The organism is Candidatus Methylomirabilota bacterium (genome assembly GCA_035764725.1).
Classification (GTDB): Bacteria; Methylomirabilota; Methylomirabilia; order Rokubacteriales; family CSP1-6; genus DASRWT01.
In genome coordinates this window covers 1-17,669 of record DASTYT010000007.1, presented here as the reverse complement: position 1 = coordinate 17,669, position 17,669 = coordinate 1, and the positions used below count along the sequence as shown (strand labels likewise).

Sequence of the window (17,669 nt, the reverse complement as noted above, 5' to 3'; positions counted from 1 at the left end):
GACCCCCTCCGGCGCGCGCTGGGCGGAGGCCGCCCTGGTGGGCGTGGGGCTGCTCGTCACGGGCTATCTCGCCTTCGATACATCATCCGCCTACAGCGGCTTCTCCGAGCCGCGCTTCTACGCGCCGGTGCCGCTGCTCTTCTGGGCGGCCATTCGCTTCGGCATGGCCGGCGCGTCGGGCGCCATCGTGCTCTTCGCCGGCCTGGCCGTCGAGGCTGCCCTCGAGGGCCGCGGCCCGTTCACCGGGCAGTCGGCCGCCGACACCGCGCTCGCGCTCCAGCATTTCCTCCTGCTGCGGGCCGTCCCGCTGTACCTGATTGCCATCCTCGGCGAGCAGCGCAGCGCCGTCGAGCAATCGCTGCGGGAGAGCCAGGAGCGCACGAGCCTCGCCGCCACGGCCGCCGAGCTCGGCCTCTGGGACTGGGACATCGTGCGCGATCAGGTGTGGTACACGCGGACGGGGCGGATCGATCTCGGGGCCCTCGCGCCCATCAGCTTCGGCGGCTTCATCCGACTGATCCATCCCGACGATCGGCGCGAAGTCGGCGTCGCCCTGTCACGGGCCATGGGCGGGTCGGGCGACTTCGAGAGCACCTACCGCATCGTCCTGGCGGATGAGACGACGCGCTGGGTGGCATCGATCGGCCGCGTGGAGTTCGACGCCAGTGGCCGGCCCACACGGCTGCGCGGCGTCTCGCGCGACGTCACGCGCAGTCATCAGGTCGAGCAGCAGGTGCACGGCAGCGCGACGAGCTGGCCCATCTCGCGCGCATCGCCGCGCTCGGCGAGCTGTCGGGCTCGCTCGCGCACGAGCTGCGCCAGCCGCTCACCGCCATCCTCGTCAACGCGCGGGCCGCCCAGCGGGTGCTCGAGCCGAACGGCACCGGGCGGGGCGAGATGCGCGCCATCCTCGACGACATCGTGGCCGACAATCAGCGGGCCGCCGAGATCATCGAGCGGCTCCAGCATGTGTTCAATAAAGGCGAGGTGCGCCGGGAGCCCACCGACGTCAACGAGCTGGTGCGCGGAGTCATCCCTCTCGCCCATGGCGAGCTGGTGCGTGCAGACGTGGAGCTCGAGACGCACCTCACCGCCGCGCTGCCGCCCGTCCGCGGCGACGACGTGCAGCTCCAGCAGGTGCTGCTGAACCTGATCGCCAATGCCTGCCACGCCATGGCCGCGGGCGCGGGCTCGGGTCGGCGGCTTCTCGTGCGGACGTTGGTAGCCGCCGGTGACGGGGTGCAGGTGACGGTCGCGGATCGCGGCCGCGGCATCCCGCCGGACGATTTCGCGCGCATCTTCGAGCCGTTCGTCACGTCACGCGCGGATGGCATGGGGCTCGGGCTCGCGGTGTGTCGGACGATCATCCGTGCTCACGGCGGCACGCTCTGGGCGGAGAACAATCCGGAGGGTGGCGCCAGCTTTCATTTCACGCTGCCGGGGCCGGAGAAGGTCTAGACGAGCGGCCAGGGATACCGCATGCCGGAGGGGTCGGCGGGGAACGCCGCCATCCTCGTCAGGGCGCGGGCGCGAGCGAGCAGCGCCTGGCACTCCTCCGGGATCACGAGATTGCCGAGCGGCCCCGGAAGCCCCTCCTTGATCAGGCGCTTGAGATCGGCCAGGAGCGGCGCGGGAATCGGCTCGCCCGCGAAGTCCCAGATCACGGTGCGGAGCTTGGGATCCACGTGGAGGATCAGCCCGTTGTCGATGGCGAAAATGCGCCCCTCCGGCCCGAGGAGGCAATGGCCGCTCTTGCGGTCGGCATTGTTGGTGAGGAGGTCGAAGAGACAGATGCGGCGGAGCGTGTGGTGGTGCGCCGCGTCCTCCATCAGGCTGAAGTAGTGCTGCTCGAAGTCGGCGTGGACGAAGAGCTGAAGCGACCCTTCACCGTGCGGCCCGTCGCGCGAAACCGTGAGCGGCACGATCCCCCAGCCGAGCGCCTCCGAGAGGAGATAGGCCGCCAGCTCGCGCTTCCAGAGGCCCGGCGGAAAGTCCCAGAGCCGGCGCTCGCCCCGCCGCGGCTTGTAGATGGCGAGCGCGGTGTCCTTGCCGAGCGCGCACTCCACGAGGAGCGTCACGTTCGACGCGCCGGGCATGCGCCCCTTGACCTCGATGGTGCCGCGGCTCAGGAGGTCGAGGGCCGTGGGCCCCGGGGACATGTCGCGCGCGGTGGGCGGAGTCAGTGGCGGACGTGCCCGTTGGTGCCCGGGCATGGATGGCCGTCGGGATCGATAGGTAGGCCGCACGTGCGGCAGATGGGCCGCCCCGCCTGCACGAGGGCACGGGCGCGCTCCACGAAGGCCGCGGCCTGGGGGCGCGTGAGGCGGAAGCGCGCCTTGGCGGTGTCCGAGGCCTCCTCCACGGCTTCCGCCGCGCCCTCGGGCTCCGCCTCGGTCTCCACCGCCTCCTCGCCCTCTTCTTCTTCCTCCTCGTCGTCCTCCGCTTCCTCCGTCAGCTCCTCGGCGACGATGAGGATGCGGTCCGCGCTCTCGTCGTAGGCCACGCCGAGCGAGCCGACCACCCACGCCTCCTGCACCGGCTCGAGCAGCGCCATGTCCGTCGGCAGTGGGCCCGGCTTGGGCAGATCCGCGAGCAGCTTGGCAAGATACTCCCCCAGCGCGCCGATCTGCTCCTTCTCGAGCTTGAGCGTGACCACGCGGCCGCCCTCGCGCGCCTGGAGATAGAACACGCGGCGGCCCGAGGGGCCCACCGTGCCGGTGGTGAAGAAGTCGGGCGCCTCGAAGTCGTAGGAGGCGGAGGCCATCAGCCCACCAAGCTGGCGAGCTCACCGCCGGTGAAGTTCACCGTGAGCACGGCGGGGCCGGTGCGCCCGTAGGCGATTGCGCTGATCGAAGCGGTGGCGATCATGATGCGCTGGAAGAGGTCAAGTGGCGTACCGAGGGCGTGCGCCACCGCAGTCTTGATGGGGTCGGCGTGGGACACCGCGACCACCGTGTCGCCCGGATGCCGCGCCACGAGGGCGGCGATTGTCGTCGTCATGCGCGTCTGGATCTCCACGAACGACTCGCCGCCGGGGAAGCGAAAGCCACTCGGATAGCGCTGCACTGTGGCCCACTCCGGCGTTTTCGCGGCCTTCGCAATCTCCCAGCCCGTCCAGTCGCCGATGTCACATTCGAGCAGGCCGGGCTCGGTGAGCACGACGAGCCCCCGCCGCGCCGCGATGATGTCGGCCGTCTCCTGCGCGCGCTCGAGCGGCGACGCATAGACCGCAGCCACCGCCTTGAGGGCGGCGATGCGGTCCGCCGTCGCGGCCGCTTCCTTCTTGCCGTCTTCGGCGAGATGCAGGCCGGGTGCGCGCCCCGGCAGCACCGAGCCCGTCGTGGGCGTGCGGCCGTGGCGCACCAGCAGCACGCGCGTGATGATGGGCTGGCGGCGCTTGCGAATGCCGACCTTACGAATGATGACCGTGTTCTCCGGGGCGGCGGACGGCCTGCTCCGCCGAGCGTGAGCGTGATGGTAGACCGCGCGCCGGGCCCGCGCAAGCGTCCGCGGTCGCGCCCGCGCCGCGTCGGACGGCCGAGCGTGTACCTTCAGGTGAGGAGCCCGCGGCGGTCGAGATGTCGCAACGTCACCACCGCCCCCGCGCCCAACGCCAGCATGAAGCCCCACGGCAGGCCGACCAGCCCCGGCCGTGACTGCGCATCCAGCGCCGCGCCCACCAGCGCATTGCCCAGCGTGCTGCCGATACCGCCGGCCATCGCGTAGAAGCCGAAGTAGGTCGCGATGAGCCGGTCGCGACCGAAGCGCGGGACCATGGCCATCGCGAACGGGCTCGCCACCATGGCACCCAGGGTGAGGAACGTCATCGCCACGAGCGTGGGGCCGAGGCCTCCCAGCGTGGGCGCCGCCCGGCCGCCCGGCTCGACGTAGCCCGCGAGCGCGGAGACCAGGGGCGCGGCGAAGCCCACCGTCATCAGCGCCAGCCCCAGCGCCACCGCTTCGGGCGGGCGGTAGCGCGCCTCGCACCACGCGGTGACACGCACCTGACCCACGATGGCGAGGATGGAGGAGAGCACGAACAGCGAGCCGACGGCCATGTCGCTGCCGGTGGCGCGCCGCGCCTCCAGTGGGAGCGTGAGGTACATCTGGCTCAGCAGCACCGAATAGGCCAGCATCACCGCCGCGAAGAGGAGAAACCCGCGATTGGCCAGCACCTCGCTCCAGTCGCGCAGCACGGGGCGGGGTCCCTCGGCGAGGAGATCCACGCGGCGCGGGAGATAGCGGAACTGCAGCAGCATCAATCCCAGGAAGATCACGCCCGCGGCCACGCAGACCAGCCGGAACGAGAAGGCCAGCAGCGCCACGCCCACCGGCGGGCCCAGCAGCGTGCCGATCTGACCGGCGAGATTGGCGAGGGCGAACACCTCGGCGCGGCGGCCCGGCGACTCCGTGGCGAGGTAGGCGCGCAGGGCGGGGCCGAAGAGCGCGCCGGCGAGGCCGGTCAGGATCGCCGCGACCAACGTGCCGGTCAGCGAGTCCACGAAGCCAAAGAGCGCGAAGCCCGCCGCGCGGAGCGTGAGGCCCGCGATGATCAGGGGCTTGTAGCCGAGGCGATCGGCGAGCGTGCCGCCGATGACGTTCAGACCCTGCTGGCTCAGCACGCGGATGCCGAGGACGAGCCCGACCATCCACGCCGAGAAGCCGAGCGTCTCGCGGAAATAGACGGCGAGGTAGGGGTAGAGCATGTAGAACGAGAGGAAGATCGTGAGCTCGTTGACGAGGAGGACCTGGACGGCGCGGCTCTGCGCGAGGAACTGCCGGAGCGCGGTCACCGTGGCATTATACAGAGACCATGGCGACCCCCGATGCCGGCGACAAGGCCCCTGCGTTCGCGCTCGAGGATCAGACGGGCACGATTCATCGCCTCAAGGACTACGCGGGGCAGCCACTGATCCTGTACTTCTATCCGAAGGACGACACGCCCGGCTGTACCAAGGAGGCGTGTGACTTCCGGGACCATCTCCCGAAGTTCGGCCGGTCCAAGGCGGCGGTGCTCGGCGTCTCGATCCTCGACGCCGCGAGCAAGGCCAAGTTCGCCAAGAAGCACGGGCTCACGTTCCCGCTGCTGGCGGATGCCGACCACGCGGTCGCGGAGAAGTACGGCGTCTGGCAGAAGAAGTCGCTCTACGGGCGGCAGTTCATGGGCATCGCCCGCACGACCTTTCTCATCGGGCCCGACGGCAAGATCGTCAAGCGCTGGGATAACGTGAAGGTGGACGGACACGCCGCCGCGGTGCTGGCGGCGGTGCAGGGGCTCTAGCCCGGCTCGCGCTCGCCCGGCACCCTAGCGCCAGGCCCCAGAACGGAGATAGCGGACGGCGGCCCGGGCGGCGGTGGCGCCGTCACCCGCCGAAGCCACCAGGAGGCGCGCGGACGCCGCGCGCACGTCGCCCGCGGCGAGGATGCCGGGTACCGCGGTGCGCATCTCGAGATCGGTGACGATCTGGCCGGTCTCGGCGAGCGGGACCAGGCTCCCCAGGAACTCGGTGTTGGGCGTGAGCCCCGCGTAGATGAAGACGCCGCTCACCGCCAGCGGCTCGCGTGCGCCGGTGGCGAGGTCCTCCACGAGGAGGCGCTGCACGCCCTCCGCGCCCTCGATGGCGCGCACCGCCGCGTTCCACCGGAAGCGGATCTTCCCGTTGGCGCGGGCGCGCTCCTGGAGCGCGGCGGCCGCGCGCAAGGTGTCGCGGCGGTGAATCACCGTCACCTGCGAGGCGTACTGGGTCAGATGGGTCGCCTCGTCCACCGCGGCGTCGCCGCCGCCCACCACCGCGACGGGCTGATCCATGAAGAACGAGCCGTCGCAGGACGCGCAGTGGGAGATGCCCTTGCCCACGAATTCCTCCTCGCCCGGGACACCCAACGTGGCGAAGCGCGAGCCGGCCGCGACGATGAGGACGCGAGCGCGCAGGGGCTCGCCGTCGGTCTCCACCGCGATCTCGTCGCCCTCACGACGCACCGCCGCCACCTCGCTCATCCGCACCTCGGCGCCCGCCGCGTCGGCCTGCTGCTGGAGGGCCGGGCCCAGCGTGTAGCCGGCGATGCCAGCGGGGAAGCCGGGGTAGTTGTCGATGTGCTCGCAGTTCAGCACCTGCCCGCCCGAGGCGAAGCGCTCGACCACGACGGTGCGAAGGCGCTCGCGGGCGGTGAACATCGCGGCGGTGTAGCCGGCGGCGCCGCCGCCGATGACGATGACGTCGTGGGTCGTGGGCATGAGCGAATTCTACGTTAGTGCCCGTCGCCGAAGCCCAGACGGCGGTGCAGGCGCGCGAGAAGCGCGGGCGCCCACCAGTTCCACTCCCCCATGAGCCGCATGGTCGCGGGGACGAGCAGCGCGCGCACGATGGTGGCGTCCACCACCACCGCGATCCCCATGCCGATGCCGATGGCCTGGATGGGCACCATGTCGGCGGTGCCGAAGGCGAAGAAGACCGCAGCCATGATGGCGGCGGCGCCGGTGATGAGCCGGCCCGTGCGCTCGAGCGCGCTCGCCACCGCCTGGGTGTTGTCGCCGGTGCGATCGTATTCCTCGCGCACACGGCTCAGCAGCAGTACCTCGTAGTCCATCGAGAGGCCGAACATCACGCAGAACATGATGATAGGCGTGGAGGTCTCGATGGGCCCCGGCGTGAAGCCGAGGAGATGCGCCAGGTGCCCCTCCTGGAAGATCCACACCAGCGCCCCGTACGAGGCGCTGATCGAGAGCACGTTCATCACCACCGCCTTGAGCGGCAGGAGGAGCGAACCCAGCAGGATGAAGAGCACCGCGTAGGTGGCGAGCACGATCACCGCCACCGTCATCGGCGCGTGGCGGGCGATGGTCTCGGCGAGGTCCAGATCCACCGCGCTCTGCCCGGTCACCAGCACCTCGCCACCGGCCGCGGGATGCTGATGCCGGATCAGCCGCACCAGCGCGTGCGCCTCGGTCGAGCCGGGGCGGAGGGGGGTGGAGACGGACAGGACCATGAGGCGGTCGGTCGCCGTCTGGGCCACCGCCTCGCGGATGAATTCCGGGAGCTGCTCCGGGACGGCGGCGAAGATCTGCTGGTACTGGGCGCGCGTGATCTGCGGGTGCAGCGCCACCGGCCCCTGCACCGCGCTCACGCTGGGAAGCTTCGCGAGCCACTGCGCGAAGTCGTAGGCGCGGCTCACTCCCTGGGCCGTGCGCAGGCGCCCTTGCGGATCGTGCACGACCACCACGATGTGGTTCGAGTCGCCGGTGATGAACTCGCGGCGGTGCAGCTCGTCGCCGCGCCGCGCCTCGGCATACGGCGGCAGGATGCTCGCGTCGGTCCCGCCCAGCTGGAGCCGCACGAACGGCGAGCCCACCAGGACGAGGAAGATCACCACGGGGATGAGCACCTTCCAGGGATGCGCCATCACGAAGGTGGCGAGGCGGTGCCACATGCGCTGGCTGCGCTCGGACTGGTCGGGGTGCAGATACGGCAGACGGAGCGCGTCGACGCGCGGACCGAGGATGGCGAGGAGCGCGGGGAGGAAGGTCAGCGCGAACCCCACCGCGATGAGGACCACGGCAGTGCCGGCCACGCCCATGGAGGCAAGGCTGCGGATGCGCAGGCACAGCATGCCGAGGAGCCCGATGGCCACCGTGAGGCCGGAGAACAGCACGGCGCGTCCCGCGGTGCTGAGGGTGCGCGCGAGCGCTTCCACTCCGTCGGGCCCCTCGCGGAGCTCGTCGCGGTAGCGGCTGATCACGAAGAGCGAGTAGTCCACGGCGACGCTGAAGCCCACCATCGAGACCACGTTCACCGCGTAGACCGAGACCGGCGCGACGTAGGAGAGGACGATGGTCGCGGCCATGCCGGTGGTGACGCCCAGCAGGCCCACCCCGAGCGGGAGCGCCGCCGCCACCACCGAGCCGAACACCAGCACCAGGAGCAGCGGCACCACCGGCCAGATGACGCGCTCCGCGCGTCGTATCGCGCGCGTCGCCGTCTCGGTGAAGTCCTGGTTGAGCGCCATCGTGCCCACCGGCAGCACCTCCAGCGTGTCCGAGCGCACGAGCGGACGGAGCGCCGCGTACACGTCGCTCTCGCTTTGCCCCAGGCTGAACGCGGCGAACTCCGACGGCCCGCTCTTGAGCTCCACGGTGGCGAGCATGTAGTGGCCGTCGCGCGACACGCGCTCGTTCACCGGCGTCGCGCCGTGCCAGGGCGTGAGCACGCGAGCCACGCGCGAGTCGGCGCGCAGCGGGGCCAGCGCGCCGTCGGCGGCTGCCTGGAACGCGGAGTCGGTGACCTTCAGGGTCGGGTGCCCCAGGATCAGGCCGAAGGACGGCGGCTTCTTGGGCAGCTCCCGCTGGATGAGATCGACGGCGCGACCCGACTCGGTGGCCTTGGGCAGCGGCGTGTTGTCGAAATGGCCACCGCGATGCACGAGCCACGCCGCCGGGAGCAGCGTGAGGGCCGAGAGCAGCAGGACGGGCCAGCGACGTCGGTGGACGAAGCGGCCCCAGGCGGCGAGCACTACCCGTCGGCGTCCAAGGCGGCCGCGAGCGTCCGCGAGGGGGCGGGAGCGTAGAACGACGACTCAGTCAGCCCCGCGAGGGACTCGCGGGCGAACTCGATCAGATGATGGCTCACCACGGTGCTGTGCACGTACTGCTCGAAGCGCCCGGTCCCGAGCATGCGGACGGTCATGCGCCAGAACTCGCGACGGTAGCTTCCGCGCACGCCGAGACGCCAGAAGAGGCGCGCGAAGATGCCGAGCCCGCGCCGCACGTTGGCGGGGGAGAGGCGGCGGGGGTCGATGGGATAACGCAGCCGATGGCGGAACGTGTGCGCCTGCTGGTGCGTGTAGCGCGCGTAGAGGAAGTCCGGCTCGTAGGCGGCGCCGATGCAGTGACGCCACATCCCGAGCACGGTATCGTAGGGCATGAGGAAGTCCACGTTGGATTCGCGGCCGGCCTCGTTGCGGATGCGTCCGGCGCGCTCGAGCCGCGTCCACAGCGGCGTCTTCGGCAGGGCGTAGAGCACGTTCATCGTGAGGATGGGGATGTGCGACTCGCGGATGAACCGGACGATGCGGTCGGCGCTGTCGGGGGTGTCAGTGTCGAGGCCGATGATGATGCCGGACACCACCTCCATCCCGTACGCGTTGATCTTCTCCACCGCCTCCAGGATCGGCAGCCGGAGATTCTGGGCCTTCGACATCGCCTGGAGCGCCTCCGGCTCCGGCGTCTCGATGCCGCAGAAGATCGTGACGAAGCCGGCCTCGCGCATGAGGGCGAGGATCTGCTCGCTCTTGGCGATGTTGAGGGTGGCCTCGCACGCGATGCGGAGCGGGTAACGGTGGCGCTTCTGCCAGGCGATCAGGTGGGGCAGGAGATTCTCCGCCGCCTTGGGATTCGCGATGAAGTTGTCGTCCACGAAGTAGACGGACTGAGCCCCGCCCGTGCGCAGCCGGTCCAGCTCGGCGATCACCTGCTCGGGCGACTTGAGCCGCGGGTTGCGGCCGTAGAGGGCGGGGATATCGCAGAACTCGCAGGTGAACGGGCAGCCGCTGGAGAACTGCACGCTGGCCAGGAAGTACTCCGGGATCGAGATGAGGTCGTAGGCCGGCATGGGGAACGACGACAGCGGCAGCCGCTCGTCGGTCGTGAGCACGACCTGCTTGTCCGGCCGCCCCTCCATCGTGTCGAGCAGCTCGATGAGGCGATCCGTCGCATCGCCCATCTCGCCCACGTGCACGTAGTCGGCGTCGGGGTACATCTCGGGGCAGCCCGACGCGGACGGTCCACCGATGGCGACGGGACGATCCCAGCGGTGGGCCCGCTCGAAGATCTCCTCGATGTGCGGCCGCTGCACGTGCATGCCCGACACGAGCACCACGTCCGCCCACTGGAAATCCTCGGCGGTCGCCGGCTGGCGGTTCTCGTCCACGAAGCGCACGGGCCAGGACTCGGGGAGATAGTTCGCGATCAGCAGGAGGCCCTGGGGCGGCATGAAGGCGCGTACGCCCCCCAAAAGCTCGTAGGAATGATGGAAGGTGCCGAACGACGGCGTGTAGCGCGGGAAGACGCAGAGGATATTGCGAACGCTAGTGGCGCGATAGGGAGTTCGCATCGACGATGGGCCTCTACGCCCACCCGAGTTTATCACGGTGCCACGAGCCTTCGGTGCGACCTTGGGCCTATGTCGGGGCCTTTTTGCGGGTCTCGCCCGGCCCTTCGGCGGCCCGGCGGATCGCGGCCAGCATGGCCCTACGGATGAGGCCACTGCCGGGCCGTACCAGCCACCAGTAGGGGCGGAAGCGCCGCCGGGCGGCCGCGTCCGCGCAGCACACCCGGGTCTCGGTGCTGAGCCGGCTTGTGTCCTCCCCGAGGGGCTCCAGGCGAAAGTCCCACGCCGCGCGGGCGAGGCCGGGGCTCAGCGGCTCGCGGAAGCGCCGCGCGTCCGTGGTGCGGAGGTCCGGGCGCAGCCGCCAGAAGCGCCCTTCGAGGCCGATCAAGAGCTCGCGCCCCGGCCGCTCGTCGAGCTGGACGAAGCGGCCTGCGGCCAGCATCGTCTCGAGCGTCAGCGTGACGCGGCGGTGACCGAGCCCGCGCACCCCGAGCAGGACGGCCACGAGCAGCGAGCGGCCGAAGTCCGCGGTGCGGAGCACCGACCACACGCGCGCCGGCGCCGCGCGCACGACGGTCGCGTGGCGCTCCACCACGTCGAACTGGGGGAGATACTCGTCGATGAGGGAGCGCGGTGCGCTCACGCCGCCCAGGCTAGCACGCGGCGTCGGGTGGGCTTGCGTGCCGCGGCTGCCGCCGGGTAGGGTGGGGGCCTATGAAGAGCGCCTACGACGAGCAATACGCCTGGGCGGCGCGGGACCCCCAGAGCTTCTGGGCGGCGGCGGCCGCGGATCTCTACTGGGACAAGCGCTGGGACAAGGTCTTCGACGACAGCCGGCCGCCGTACTACCGCTGGTTCGCGGGCGGGCGGCTCAACACCTGCTACAACGCGGTCGATCTCCATGTGGACCGCGGCCGGGGCAAGCAGCTCGCGCTGATCTACGACAGCCCGGTCACCGGCACGGTGAAGACGTTCACCTACGCCGCGCTCCAGGACGAGGTCGCGCGCTTCGGCGGGGCGCTCCGGCGGCTCGGCGTGGGCCAGGGCGACCGCGTCATCATCTACATGCCGGCGGTGCCGGAAGCGGTGATCGCGATGCTCGCCTGCGCGCGCATCGGCGCCATTCACTCCGTCGTCTTCGGCGGCTTCGCACCCAAGGAGCTCGCCGCGCGCATCGACGACGCCAAGCCCAAGGTGATCCTTTCCGCCTCGTGCGGCATCGAGGTGAACCGCGTCATCCCCTACAAGCCGCTCCTCGACGGCGCCATCGACCTCTCGCGCGCCAAGCCCGAGCGCTGCGTGATCCTCCAGCGCCCGCAGGAGCGCGCGCCCATGGCGGCCGGCCGCGACGTCGACTGGGGCGAGGCCGTCGCGAGCGCGCCCGCGGTGGAATGCGTGCCGGTGGCGGCCACCGACCCGCTCTACATCCTCTACACCTCGGGCACCACCGGCATTCCCAAGGGCGTGGTGCGCGACAACGGCGGGCACGCCGTCGCCCTCAAGTGGAGCATGGAGAACGTCTACGGGATGGGAGCGGGCGAGGTCTACTGGGCCGCGTCCGACATCGGCTGGGTGGTCGGCCACTCCTACATCGTGTACGCGCCGCTGCTCCAGGGCTGCACGACCATCCTCTATGAAGGCAAGCCCGTGGGCACACCGGATCCGGGCGCGTTCTGGCGGCTGATCGCGCAGCACGGGGTCAACGCGCTCTTCACCGCGCCGACCGCCTTCCGCGCCATCAAGAAGGAGGACCCGCGCGGCGACTACATCGGCAAATACGATCTCTCGCGTTTCCGCACGCTGTTCCTCGCCGGCGAGCGCTGCGATCCCGACACGCTCCTCTGGGCGCGCGAGCGGCTGCAGGTGCCCGTGATCGATCATTGGTGGCAGACGGAAACGGGCTGGGCCATCGCCGCCAATTGCGTGGGGCTGGGCATGCTGCCGGTGAAGCCGGGCTCGCCCACGAAGGCGGTGCCAGGCTACGACGTGCGCGTGCTCGCCGAGGACAACACGGAAATGCCGCGCGGCCAGATCGGCAGCATCGCGATTCGCCTGCCGATGCCGCCGGGGTGCCTCCCCACGCTATGGCACAACGACGCGGGTTACGAGAAGTCGTACCTCGCGCGCCACCCCGGCTTCTATCTTACCGGCGACGCGGGCTATCAGGACGAGGACGGTTACCTCTACATCATGAGCCGCGTGGACGACATCATCAACGTGGCGGGGCACCGCCTCTCCACCGGCGCCATGGAAGAGGTGCTCTCCGCGCATCCCGACATTGCGGAGTGCGCGGTGGTGGGCGTGGTCGACGAGATCAAGGGGGAGATTCCCGTGGGCTTCGCCGTCACCAAGGCCGGGGTGGCGCGCAGCGAGGCCGACATCACCCGCGAGCTGGTGGAGATGGTGCGCGAGCGCATCGGTCCCGTGGCCTCGTTCAAGGTGGTGACGCTGGTGAAGCGTCTGCCCAAGACACGCTCCGGCAAGATCCTGCGCGGCACCATGAAGCGCATCGCCGACGGCGTGGACTACACCGCGCCTGCGACGATCGACGATCCCGCCATCCTCGGCGAGATCGCCGAATGCCTGAAGGCGCTCGGGTACCCCAAGAAGAGCTGACGGCGCGCTGCGCGTGAAGCGGCCGGGTCGTCCCCGCGTTCACGTTGGTGTGATCGGCGAAGGCACGTGCTCGCGGGCCACCGCCGCGCGCGCCGAGCGGATGGGGCGCGCCATCGCGGAGGCGGGCGCGGTGCTCGTCTGCGGTGGACTCGGTGGCGTGATGGAAGCAGCCTCGCGGGGCGCCGCGCGCGCCGGCGGCACCGTGGTGGGCCTTCTGCCGGGCTTCGAGGCCCGCGATGCCAATCGCTGGGTGACGGTGCCCATCGTCACCGGCATGGATCAGGCCCGCAACGTCATTCTCGTCCGCTCCTCCGACGTGGTGATCGCGATCGGGGGGCGTTACGGCACGCTGTCCGAGATCGCGCTGGCGCTCAAGCTCGGCAAGCCCGTCGTGGGTCTCGGTACCTGGCGCCTCGCGCAGCCGGAGGGGCGCCGCGTGCCGCTCGTGCGCGCGCGCGGCGCGGAGCGGGCGGTGGCACTCGCCCTCGCCGCCGCGCGGCGGGCTGGGCCGGGCGCGCGGCGCTGGCTGGTCTGATGGGTCGCTGGGTGCGGCGCCTGGCGGGAGACCGCTCATGAGGATCGTCGGGATCGATCACATCCAGCTGGCAATGCCGGCCGGTGAGGAGGCCAAGGCACGGGCCTTCTATGCGGGGCTGCTCGGCATTCCGGAGCGGGCCAAGCCGGCGGCGCTGGCCGCGCGGGGCGGCGCGTGGTTCGAGAGCGCGCACGTCAAGATTCACCTCGGAGTCGACGGCGAGTTCCGGCCGGCGCGGAAGGCGCACCCCGCCCTCTTGGTGGCCGGGTTGTCCGAGCTGGCCGCCGCGCTGCGCGATGCCGGCTATGAGGTCACCGACGATCCGCTGGAGGACCAAGCGCGCATCTACGTCTCCGACCCCTTCGGCAACCGGCTTGAGCTGATCGAGCCCGGTACCGGCCCCACGGAGCGGTAGCCGCTCGCCGCGGCACGACCCCCGCCGTCACGGCGTGCGGATCGCCGGCGCCGCTCGGATCGCCTGCCAGTCGTGGTAGAAGACCGCAGACTGTGCGCGCGCGAACTCGGGGAGGCCGCGGTCGCTGGCCAGCACCGCGTCGATCCGTTCGAGGTCGCCCGCATTGCCCTCGCGCCAGTAAAAGGCGAGCATCTGCCGGCCGCGCGGCTTGAGCGCCGCCGGCACGTTGTAGCTGGCGCCCGGAGGGCCGCTCCGCCCCGGGAGCCGCCGCCGCTTGCCGAGGAAGCCCTGGAACATGTAGAACGCGTCGTTCGGGGGCAGGAACTCCAGGCGGTACTCCGCCGCCGTCACGCCTTCGGTGATGTCGTCGGCGGACAGGAGCGCGCGTCGCTCGCCCGAGATCAGATAGCGCAGCGAGACGGCCCCCGGCGTCGCGATCATCCGGTGGGTGGTGCGCGCGGGCACGTGCGGATAGAGCTCGTTGGAGCGAATGGCTACGTCGAGCACCACGCGCCCATCGGACGGCAGGCCCACGTCGCGTCCGAAGAGGTAGGTGTGCATGTAGTGGTGCTGCTGGAGGGTGAGCGCCACCGGCTCGCCCTCGCTGTCCAGCGCCAGCGTCGCCGAGGTGAAGTGGTCGAGCTGATGCCAGTCCGCGGGCGGCGCGACCAGCCCGATCAGTCGCTCCTGCCACGGCAAGAGCCCCGCGGGAAGGCCCGACGTCCGGAACACCGCGTGGTACGTGAGGAAGATGAAGGGCCGCGTCACCGGAGAGGGCTTCGTCTCGAAGGTGACGAGCTCGCGGTCCACGCGTCCGTACACCGTTGCCGTGGCCGGGCGCCCGGACGGCTCGTGCACGAACACCGCGCGAGGCTCGTTCTTGTGCGCGTTCAGCACGTCGCGAGTCATCGGGCCGGGCAGGCGATGGCCGGTGCCGTCGGTGAGATGGCCTTCCGGAATGTAGTCCACGTAGAAATCGATCAGTCCCGGATGCCCGGGCGGCAGCATGAAGCGCGGGCGGAAGCGCCGGAGCAGCGCCTGATCCGCGGGCTCCGCGGCCGTGCCGCCGGGGGGGTGCTGGCGAAAATAGGCGGCGAAGTCGGGATCCTGGGAGAAGTTCACGCCGCGCCCGCAGCCGGCGGCAAGGGCGAGCACCGCGGCCACGAGAAGCACCGTGATACGCTCGGTCACGAACCCCATGATGACCGGAGCGAGCGGAATTCGCCACGACGTCGTGCTGGTGGGCGGCGGCCACGCCAACATCCAGGTGCTGCGCGCCTGGGCCATGCAGCCCGAGCCGGGCGTGCGGCTCACCGTTGTTCTCGACCGGCCCGTGGCTGTCTATTCCGGCATGGTGCCCGGCTTCGTCGCCGGGCAGTACCGCCACGCGGACCTCGAGATCGACGTGCGGCCACTCGCCCTGCGCGCCGGCGCCCGCTGCATCAATGCTGCCGCGGTGGGCTTCGATCCCGCCGAGCGTCTGATCCTGCTCGACGGCCGGCCGCCGCTGCGTTACGACACGGCGGTGTTCGACGTGGGCTCGACCGTGGCCGGACTCGACACGCCCGGCGTCCGCGAGCATGCGCTGGCGACCCGCCCGATCGGGAAGTTCGTGGCCATGGTCGATGGGCTGATCGCGCGGGCGCAAGAACGCAAGCGCTGTCGGATGGTCGTGGTCGGCGCGGGCGCGGGCGGCGTGGAGCTGGCCTTTGCCTTCCAGGCACGGCTCGCCCGCGCGGGCGTGCCCGAGGCGTCGGTGACCCTGCTCGAGGCGGGCCCGCGCGTGCTGCCCGGCTATCGCGCGGGGGCGGCGCGCCGCGTGGAAGACAATGCCCGGCGCCGCGGCATCGCGATCCGTCTCGGCGCTCGGGTCGAATCGGTGAGCGCGCACGAGGTCCGGCTGACGAGCGGCGAGGCGCTGGCGGCCGATGCGGTTGCCTGGGTGACGGGCGCGGCGAGCCTCGACCTGTTCAAGGGTGCGGGTGTGGCGACGGACGCCAAGGGCTTCGTGCGCGTGCGCCGCACCCTGCAGCTCGCCGAGCATGACGACGTCCTGGCGGTGGGGGACTGCGTGAGCCTCGAGGGCGCGCCCGGCCTGCCCAAGGCCGGTGTCTACGCCGTACGCCAGGGGCCGGTGCTGGTCGCGAACCTGCGCGCCCGGCTCATGGGACACCCGCTCGAGCCCTACTATCCCCAGCGCGACTTCCTCTCGCTGCTCAATCTGGGGGACGGCAGCGCCATCGGGAGCAAGTGGGGCGCGTCGTTCGAAGGCCCGTGGGTCTTCCGCTTGAAGGATTGGATCGACCGGCGCTTCATGCGCCGCTTCCAGGTGCTCGCGGAGGACGGCGGGCTGGCGGAGGAATTCGCGCGCATGCCGGTCATGGGCAATCCGGACATGGTGTGCGGCGGCTGCGCGGCCAAGGTGGGCGAGTCCACGCTGACCCGCGCGCTGGAGCGGCTCGGCGCGGCGACCGATCCCAGCGTGGTCCTGGGGCTCGGTGTGCCCGACGACGCGGCCGCCGTCGCCACCGAGCGCGGCGAGGTGATCGTCACCAGCGTGGACGGCTTCCGCGGGTTCACCGACGATCCCTATCTCGTGGGGCGCGTGGCCGCGGTGAACGCGGTGAGCGATCTCTGGGCCAAGGGCGCGTTACCACGCTGGGCGTTGGCGTCAGTCGAAGTGCCGGAGGCGGACCCCGCGCGTGCGGAGGAGCAGCTCTTCCAGGTCATGGCGGGCGCCCGCGCCACCCTCGACCCCGAGGGGATCACGCTGGTGGGCGGCCACACGACGACCGGCGCCGAGCTCCAGGTCGGCTTCGCGATCCTCGGCACCGCGCCGTCGCCCGACGCGCTTCTGCGCAAGGGCGGGGTGTCGCCCGGCGAGCGGCTCATCCTGACCAAGCCCCTGGGCACCGGCGTCCTCTTCTACGCGGACATGCGCGGCTGGGCGCGCGGGGAGTGGATCCAGGCCGCGGAGGCCTCGATGATCCGCACCAACGCGGCGGCCGGGCGCGTGGCCCGCGAGCAGCGCGCGACTGCCTGCACCGACATCAGCGGCTTCGGCTTGGCGGGCCACCTGGGTGAGATGCTGCGGGCCAGCAAGTGCTCGGCGGTGATCGATCTCGACGCGCTGCCGCTCCTGCCTGGCGCCGGCGATCTGCTCGCGCGCGGGAACCGGAGCACCTTCCATCCGGAGAACGCCAAGGCGCGCCGCGCGCTCCGTGTCACCGAGGCCGCGCAGCGCCACCCCGCGCTCGACATCCTCTTCGACCCGCAGACTTCCGGCGGCCTCCTCTTCGCGGTGCCGCCGGAGCGGGTCGACGCCGCGCTAGGCGCGCTGCGGGCGGGGGGAGCGTCCCACGCGGCGGTCATCGGCGAGGTGACAGCACCGCGGGCGGACGGGGCACTGTTCGAGGTGATTGCAATCGGTACCGGCGCGGGCAGATGAAGCATTGGAGTGAGTCGCCGCGCTGCCCAACATCACGCTTCAAGGGAGGAGAGGTCGATGACGCGGGTGCTTCTACTGGGCTACGACCCGGAAACCGTAGATTTTGCCGACCCTGCACTACCGCCAGGCATGACCGTCGAGAAGATTCATGCCGGCATCGAGGTTGCGATGAGGCAGTTTGCCTCGCGCGGATGGGCGGCGGACGTCAGCTTCATCAGGCCCGATGAGACCGCTGGGTCGACGGTGGAGCGGCAGCTCGCCTCGGCAAAGTATGACTGCGTCGTAATCGGCGCTGGCGTCCGGCTGCCGCCCCGTCTTCTGCCAATCTTCGAGGTTGTCATCAACGCCGTTCGCAAGGCCGCCCCGGGCGCGGCGATTGCCTTCAACACTCGGCCCGATGACAGCGCCGATGCGGCCGCACGATGGTTGCCGAGTGGCGCCGCCGTCTAACACGCGCGTGGGCAGATCACGGCTCCTGCACGTGGAGCGAGTGATCAGATGAGTCTGACGCCGGCGATGGTTGCGCTTGCGGTCTTTGTCGCGCTTCTTCCC

General features: G+C 71.0%; 17 protein-coding genes. 8 read left to right on the top strand and 9 right to left on the bottom strand.

Annotation, left to right across the window (positions count from 1 at the left end; all coding sequences use genetic code 11):
* Together VFX14_00740 and VFX14_00735 are read left to right on the top strand one after the other, a co-directional pair.
* A partial coding sequence (locus VFX14_00740; protein ID HEU5188191.1) for an MASE1 domain-containing protein occupies nucleotides 1–1,147 on the top strand: 1,147 nt, incomplete at its 5' end.
* Nucleotides 1,069–1,458: an ATP-binding protein gene (locus VFX14_00735; protein HEU5188190.1), complete on the top strand. Its 390-nt coding sequence runs from the start codon at nucleotides 1,069–1,071 to the stop codon at nucleotides 1,456–1,458. The genes VFX14_00740 and VFX14_00735, both read left to right, overlap by 79 nt.
* Here VFX14_00735 and VFX14_00730 read toward each other — a convergent pair.
* The 4 genes from VFX14_00730 to VFX14_00715 all read right to left on the bottom strand — a co-directional run bounded on the left by VFX14_00730 (nucleotide 1,455) and on the right by VFX14_00715 (nucleotide 4,793).
* Nucleotides 1,455–2,159, bottom strand: a complete 705-nt coding sequence (locus VFX14_00730; GenBank protein ID HEU5188189.1) for an SCO1664 family protein — start codon at nucleotides 2,157–2,159, stop codon at nucleotides 1,455–1,457. The two genes, VFX14_00735 and VFX14_00730, sit on opposite strands and share 4 nt — an antisense overlap.
* Before the next feature lie 20 nt (nucleotides 2,160–2,179).
* Entirely contained in the window at nucleotides 2,180–2,764 is a 585-nt protein-coding gene (locus tag VFX14_00725; protein HEU5188188.1) for a DUF3090 family protein, read from the bottom strand.
* The gene (locus tag VFX14_00720) at nucleotides 2,764–3,372 is read right to left on the bottom strand and encodes a histidine phosphatase family protein (GenBank protein ID HEU5188187.1); all 609 of its coding nucleotides are present in this window, start codon (nucleotides 3,370–3,372) and stop codon (nucleotides 2,764–2,766) included. Before VFX14_00720 ends, VFX14_00725 begins: the two co-directional genes overlap by 1 nt.
* A 179-nt stretch (nucleotides 3,373–3,551) precedes the next feature.
* Entirely contained in the window at nucleotides 3,552–4,793 is a 1,242-nt protein-coding gene (locus VFX14_00715) for an MFS transporter (protein ID HEU5188186.1), read from the bottom strand.
* A 20-nt stretch (nucleotides 4,794–4,813) separates the two neighbouring features.
* Between VFX14_00715 and bcp the strand changes: the two genes are divergently transcribed.
* The gene (gene bcp, locus VFX14_00710; protein HEU5188185.1) at nucleotides 4,814–5,281 is read left to right on the top strand and encodes a thioredoxin-dependent thiol peroxidase; all 468 of its coding nucleotides are present in this window, start codon (nucleotides 4,814–4,816) and stop codon (nucleotides 5,279–5,281) included.
* Nucleotides 5,282–5,305: 24 nt separating this feature from the next.
* Here the strand turns inward: bcp and VFX14_00705 are convergent, their stop codons facing one another.
* The 4 genes from VFX14_00705 to VFX14_00690 all read right to left on the bottom strand — a co-directional run bounded on the left by VFX14_00705 (nucleotide 5,306) and on the right by VFX14_00690 (nucleotide 10,746).
* A complete protein-coding gene (locus tag VFX14_00705) occupies nucleotides 5,306–6,235 on the bottom strand; it encodes an FAD-dependent oxidoreductase (protein HEU5188184.1) in 930 nt (309 codons plus the stop codon).
* Between the two features lie 14 nt (nucleotides 6,236–6,249).
* A complete protein-coding gene (locus VFX14_00700) occupies nucleotides 6,250–8,508 on the bottom strand; it encodes an MMPL family transporter (GenBank protein HEU5188183.1) in 2,259 nt (752 codons plus the stop codon).
* Nucleotides 8,508–10,106: a B12-binding domain-containing radical SAM protein gene (locus VFX14_00695; GenBank protein HEU5188182.1), complete on the bottom strand. Its 1,599-nt coding sequence runs from the start codon at nucleotides 10,104–10,106 to the stop codon at nucleotides 8,508–8,510. The genes VFX14_00700 and VFX14_00695 overlap by 1 nt, the downstream gene beginning before the upstream one ends.
* A gap of 67 nt (nucleotides 10,107–10,173) precedes the next feature.
* Nucleotides 10,174–10,746 carry a hypothetical protein gene (locus VFX14_00690; protein HEU5188181.1) on the bottom strand — a complete coding sequence of 191 codons (573 nt, stop codon included), beginning with the start codon at nucleotides 10,744–10,746 and terminating at the stop codon, nucleotides 10,174–10,176.
* A 71-nt stretch (nucleotides 10,747–10,817) separates the two neighbouring features.
* Between VFX14_00690 and VFX14_00685 the strand changes: the two genes are divergently transcribed.
* Genes VFX14_00685 through VFX14_00675 form a run of 3 tightly spaced genes read left to right on the top strand, consistent with a single transcriptional unit; the run spans nucleotide 10,818 to nucleotide 13,669 of the window.
* Nucleotides 10,818–12,719 carry a propionyl-CoA synthetase gene (locus VFX14_00685; GenBank protein ID HEU5188180.1) on the top strand — a complete coding sequence of 634 codons (1,902 nt, stop codon included), beginning with the start codon at nucleotides 10,818–10,820 and terminating at the stop codon, nucleotides 12,717–12,719.
* Nucleotides 12,720–12,768: 49 nt separating this feature from the next.
* Nucleotides 12,769–13,254, top strand: a complete 486-nt coding sequence (locus VFX14_00680; protein HEU5188179.1) for a TIGR00725 family protein — start codon at nucleotides 12,769–12,771, stop codon at nucleotides 13,252–13,254.
* Between the two features lie 37 nt (nucleotides 13,255–13,291).
* Nucleotides 13,292–13,669, top strand: coding sequence for a VOC family protein (locus VFX14_00675; protein ID HEU5188178.1), 378 nt, complete (start codon nucleotides 13,292–13,294; stop codon nucleotides 13,667–13,669).
* A gap of 27 nt (nucleotides 13,670–13,696) precedes the next feature.
* On the opposite strand, the gene VFX14_00670 is transcribed toward VFX14_00675, so the two are convergent.
* Nucleotides 13,697–14,860 (bottom strand): hypothetical protein, encoded by a 1,164-nt coding sequence (locus tag VFX14_00670; GenBank protein ID HEU5188177.1) that lies wholly within the window; start codon nucleotides 14,858–14,860, stop codon nucleotides 13,697–13,699.
* Between VFX14_00670 and selD the strand changes: the two genes are divergently transcribed.
* Together selD and VFX14_00660 are read left to right on the top strand one after the other, a co-directional pair.
* Complete coding sequence (selD, locus tag VFX14_00665) at nucleotides 14,844–17,117, top strand: selenide, water dikinase SelD (protein ID HEU5188176.1); 2,274 nt, start codon at nucleotides 14,844–14,846, stop codon at nucleotides 17,115–17,117. The two genes, VFX14_00670 and selD, sit on opposite strands and share 17 nt — an antisense overlap.
* A gap of 57 nt (nucleotides 17,118–17,174) precedes the next feature.
* On the top strand, nucleotides 17,175–17,567 hold the full coding sequence (locus VFX14_00660; GenBank protein ID HEU5188175.1) for a hypothetical protein: 393 nt from the start codon (nucleotides 17,175–17,177) through the stop codon (nucleotides 17,565–17,567).
* The last annotated feature ends 102 nt before the right edge of the window (nucleotides 17,568–17,669 follow it).

Excerpts from the sequence above, each read along its gene's own strand:
- bcp (HEU5188185.1), top strand. The coding sequence starts at position 4,814 with ATGGCGACCCCCGATGCCGGCGACAAGGCCCCTGCGTTCGCGCTCGAG.
- VFX14_00730 (HEU5188189.1), bottom strand. The coding sequence starts at position 2,159 with ATGTCCCCGGGGCCCACGGCCCTCGACCTCCTGAGCCGCGGCACCATC.
- VFX14_00675 (HEU5188178.1), top strand. The coding sequence starts at position 13,292 with ATGAGGATCGTCGGGATCGATCACATCCAGCTGGCAATGCCGGCCGGT.
- VFX14_00725 (HEU5188188.1), bottom strand. The coding sequence starts at position 2,764 with ATGGCCTCCGCCTCCTACGACTTCGAGGCGCCCGACTTCTTCACCACC.
- VFX14_00685 (HEU5188180.1), top strand. The coding sequence starts at position 10,818 with ATGAAGAGCGCCTACGACGAGCAATACGCCTGGGCGGCGCGGGACCCC.
- VFX14_00695 (HEU5188182.1), bottom strand. The coding sequence starts at position 10,106 with ATGCGAACTCCCTATCGCGCCACTAGCGTTCGCAATATCCTCTGCGTC.
- VFX14_00705 (HEU5188184.1), bottom strand. The coding sequence starts at position 6,235 with ATGCCCACGACCCACGACGTCATCGTCATCGGCGGCGGCGCCGCCGGC.
- VFX14_00660 (HEU5188175.1), top strand. The coding sequence starts at position 17,175 with ATGACGCGGGTGCTTCTACTGGGCTACGACCCGGAAACCGTAGATTTT.